At 74.5% G+C, this 4,380-nt stretch carries 1 protein-coding gene and 1 pseudogene; one reads left to right on the top strand and one right to left on the bottom strand.

Annotated elements, in window-relative coordinates:
* Positions 1-65 precede the first annotated feature (65 nt).
* Positions 66-3,245 (bottom strand): annotated as a pseudogene (locus tag ACVNF4_RS33030) (type I polyketide synthase); the annotation flags it as partial.
* A 221-nt stretch (positions 3,246-3,466) separates the two neighbouring features.
* On the opposite strand from ACVNF4_RS33030, the gene ACVNF4_RS33025 reads away from it, so the two are divergent.
* Positions 3,467-4,237 carry a thioesterase II family protein gene (locus ACVNF4_RS33025; RefSeq protein WP_461806561.1) on the top strand — a complete coding sequence of 257 codons (771 nt, stop codon included), beginning with the start codon at positions 3,467-3,469 and terminating at the stop codon, positions 4,235-4,237.
* Positions 4,238-4,380: the final 143 nt, after the last annotated feature.

The following is a 4,380-nucleotide window of genomic DNA, read 5'->3' as shown; positions in this document are numbered from 1 at the left end:
GTGGAGCAGTCCGTTCACTTCGCACCGTTCGCGGTATTCCGTGCCCTCCTCCACGGCGGCGTCGATCAGCAGCGGGTCGAGGATGTTGCGGCGCGGGGAGTGGCCGGGGCGGTGCCGAGGGTGCCCTCGGCGTGCACGGTCCACGCGTCGCCGTCCGCGTGCTCCGGCTGCGAGGCCACGGTGAAGGCGCGGGCAGGGGCGTCGAGCACCGCCTGCACCCGGACGCCGCCGGTGGGCGGCAGGACCAGCGGGGCGTGCAGGACGAGTTCACCGACGGTCAGGGCGTCCGCGCCCACCGCCTCCTGCCGGGCCGCGTGCAGCGCGAGCTCCACGAACGCAGTACCGGGGACGAGGACGGTGGCGCCGACCGCGTGGTCCGCGAGCCACGGGTGGGTGTCCAGGCCGAGGCGGCCGGTGAGGACGTGCAGCCCGGTCCCGGCGACGCTCGTCGTCGCCGTGAGCAGCGGGTGCCCGGATCCGGTGAGCCCCGCCCCGGACCGCGCGCCGGCCCCCGGCTTGGGGCGCAGCCAGTAGTCACGCCGCTGGAAGCCGTACGTGGGCAGGGCGACGACACGTGCGCCCCGGTCCGCGTAGAACGCCCCCCAGTCCACGGCGACACCCCCGGTGTGCAGCGCTGCCAGCGCACCCACCAGGGCCCGCACCTCGGGCTGACCGCGCCGCTGGGCGGCGACGCCGAGGACAGCATCGTCACCGAACGCGGTCAGGGCGCTGTCCGGGCCCAGCTCGAACCGGGCGGTCACGCCGAGCCCCCGCAGGGTGCGCAGCACGTCGAGGAACCGGACGGTGTCCCGCACCTGCCGGGCCCAGTAGTCCGGATCGGCCCACTGCTCGGGGTCCTGGTGCGTGCCGGTGACGCTGGAGACGACGGGCACCACTGGGGGCCGGAACTCCAACGTCCGTACGACGGCCCGGAAGTCCTCCAGCATCGGCTCCATCAGCGGCGAGTGGAAGGCGTGGGACACCTTCAGCCGCCGGGTACGACGGCCCAGGCCCGCGAAGTGCTCGGCGACGGGGGTGACGGCGGCGTCCGTCCCGGAGACGACGACGGACCGCTCCCCGTTGACGGCGGCCAGCGCGACGGCGTCCTCCTGCCCGGCCAGCAGCGGCGCCACCTCCTCCTCGGCCGCCTCCAGCGCGACCATCACGCCACCTTCGGGCAGCGCCTGCATCAGCCGCCCCCGCGCCGCGACCAACGCGCACGCGTCCGGCAGCGACAGCATCCCCGAGACGTGCGCGGCGGTCAGCTCACCGATGGAGTGCCCGGCGAGCTGGACCGGCACGACCCCCCAGCCCGCCACGAGCCGGTACAGCGCGACCTCCAGCGCGAACGTCGCGGCCTGCGTGTACCGCGTCTCGTCGAGGAGAGCCGCCTCCGGCGTCTTCGGCTCCGCGAACATCAGCGCCTTCAGGGACCGCCCGAGGCGCGGGTCCAGATGTCCGCAGACCTCGTCGAGAGCGGCGGCGAACACGGGGAACACCTCGGACAACTCGCGCCCCATACCAGGGCGTTGGGCACCCTGACCGGTGAACAGGACGGCCGTGGCCCGGTCCTCGGCGTGTCCGGTGACCACCCCGGGCGCGGGCTCACCGGCGGCGAGCGCCCGCAGTGCCTCCAGCAGGCTCGCGGTGCCGTCCACGACGAGGGCGGCCCGCTCCTCCAGAGCGGCACGGGTGACGGCGGTGGAGTGGGCGACGTCCAGGAGAGCCGGTGCGCCGGCCTCGGTGAGGTGGGCGCGCAGCCGGGACGCCTGCTCCCGCAGCGCCTGCGGGTCGCGGGCCGAGAGCAGCACAGGGACGACGGGCAGTGCGGGGGAGTCGGCGGGGTCGGCCGGTTCCGGCTCCGGGGCCTGCTCGATGATGACGTGGGCGTTGGTGCCGCTCACCCCGAAGGACGAGACGGCCGCGCGGCGCGGACGGCCCAGGTCGGGCCAGTCGCACGCCTCGGTGAGCAGCGACACCGCCCCCGAGCCCCAGTCGACCTGCGTGGTGGGCGCGTCGACGTGCAGGGTGCGCGGCATGCGGGCGTGCCGGATCGCCATCACCGTCTTGATGATCCCGGCGGCCCCCGCGGCGGCCTGCGTGTGCGCCAGATTCGACTTCACCGACCCGAGCCGCAGCGGTTGCCCCTCCGGACGCTCCTTGCCGTACGTCGCCAGCAGCGCCTGCGCCTCGATCGGGTCGCCCAGGGTGGTGCCGGTGCCGTGCGCCTCCACGGCGTCGATGTCGGCCGCCGTCAGCCGGGCGTCCGCGAGCGCGTCACGGATGACCCGCTGCTGGGAGGGCCCGTTGGGGGCGGTGAGCCCGTTGGAGGCGCCGTCCTGGTTGACGGCCGAGCCCCGCACGACCGCCAGGATCCGGTGCCCGTTGCGCCGCGCGTCGGACAGCCGCTCCAGCACGAGCATCGCCGAACCCTCGCCCCAGCCGGTGCCGTCGGCGGCGTCCGCGAAGGACTTGCAGCGCCCGTCGGCGGCCAGCCCGCCCTGCCGGGAGTTCTCCACGAACGTCGACGGCGTCGACATGACGGTCACCCCGCCCGCCAGCGCCAGATCGCACGCGCCCGACCGCAGGGCCTGGCCCGCCAGGTGCACGGTGACCAGGGACGACGAACAGGCGGTGTCGACCGTCAGCGCCGGCCCCTCAAGGCCCAGGACGTAGGCGACCCGCCCGGACACGATGCTCCCGGAGTTCCCGGTGCTCAGGAAACCCTGCACCTCGTCCGGCATGGTCGACAGCTCACCGGCGTAGTCGTGGTACATCAGCCCCGCGTACACACCGGTCCGGCTCCCGACCAGGCCCGCCGGGTCGATGCCCGCGTGCTCCAGGGCCTCCCAGGCGGTCTCCAGGAGCAGCCGCTGCTGCGGGTCCATGGCGAGGGCCTCACGCGGCGAGATCCCGAAGAACCCGGCGTCGAAGGAGGCCGCGTCGTGCAGGAAGCCGCCCTCGCGGGCGTGGCTGGAGCCCGGCGCGTCGGGGTCGGCGGCGAAGAGGGCGTCGAAGTCCCAGCCCCGGCCCGCCGGCATCGCGCCCACCGCGTCCCGGCCCTCGTCCACCAGCCGCCACAGCTCGTCCGGGCCCGTGACACCGCCCGGGAAACGGCAGCCGATACCGACGACGGCCAGCGGCTCGCTGCCCGCGTCCTCCAACTGCCGCACCCGGCGGTGGGACTGGCGCAGTTCACCGGTCAGACGCCGGATGTACTCGACGAGCTGTGCTTCGTCCGTCACAGAGAACCCCCGTGGGGTCGGAATCGGTAGCCAGGTCAGCGCGGCCCCGTGGTGACGAGGGCTCACGAAAGAGATAGGGCGTCCGCCGGGCGCTGGAACACCCCTGACCTCGCGGGGGCCGGTGATAGGGGTCCCTACAGGGGCCCGGTACGGACCCGGGCCGGCTGCCGGGTTTGTTAGCTTGCGGAGACCTGCCCCTGCAACGAACCCGGGAGCCCGAGATGAGCGTCGACACCGAGGACAGGACGCTGTGGATACGCCGATACCACCCGGCGGAACCCGGCGCCGTACGGCTGCTGTGCCTGCCCCACGCGGGTGGCTCCGCCTCCTTCTACCACCCGGTGTCCCAGGCCCTCGCCCCCGGCGTCGAGGTGCTCGCCGTGCAGTACCCCGGGCGCCAGGACCGCCGCCAGGAGCCGTGCGTCGAGAGCATCCCCGCGCTGGCGGACCGGCTGCTGCCCGCCGTGCTGGCCGACGAGGGCACCGGCCCCCTCGCCCTCTTCGGGCACAGCATGGGCGCCTCCCTCGCCTTCGAACTCGCCGGACTCCTCGAACAGGCCGGGGTGACGCCGGTGATGCTGTTCGCCTCCGGGCGGCGCGCGCCTTCCCGCCACCAGATCGAGGAGGGCGTCCACACACGCGGCGACCAGGCACTGATCGCCGAGGTCAAACGCCTCTCGGGCACCGACAACCGCATCCTCGGCGACGACGAGATGCTCCAACTGGTGCTGCCGGCCCTGCGCGCCGACTACCGCGCCGCCGAGCTGTACCGGCCCGAGCGTTTCCACCAGGTGGCCACCCCGGTCACCGCCCTGATCGGCGACAGCGACCCCAAGGCCCCGCTGGACTCGGTCGCGGCCTGGGAGGAGCACACCACCGGGGGCTTCCGCCAGGAGGTCTACCCCGGGGGCCACTTCTACCTCGTCGCGCAGGCGGCCCAGGTGATCGGCGAGATCTCGTCGACGCTGTCGGCGGTGACGGGGAGTCGCTGACGGGCTGGAGCCGGTGAGTTGGAGGCGGCGGGCGGCGATCCCGCCAGCCCGCCGGCTGACTGGGCGTCGCCTCGCGCCGGGACACCGCCCCCGCTGTCGGCGGCGAGTTGGCTACTCCCCCGGCATGCAGACCGCCGAGGCGC

The organism is Streptomyces sp. S6 (genome assembly GCF_054880855.1).
Note: the sequence above shows the minus strand (reverse complement) of the source record. Positions and strands in the feature narration are given on the sequence as shown.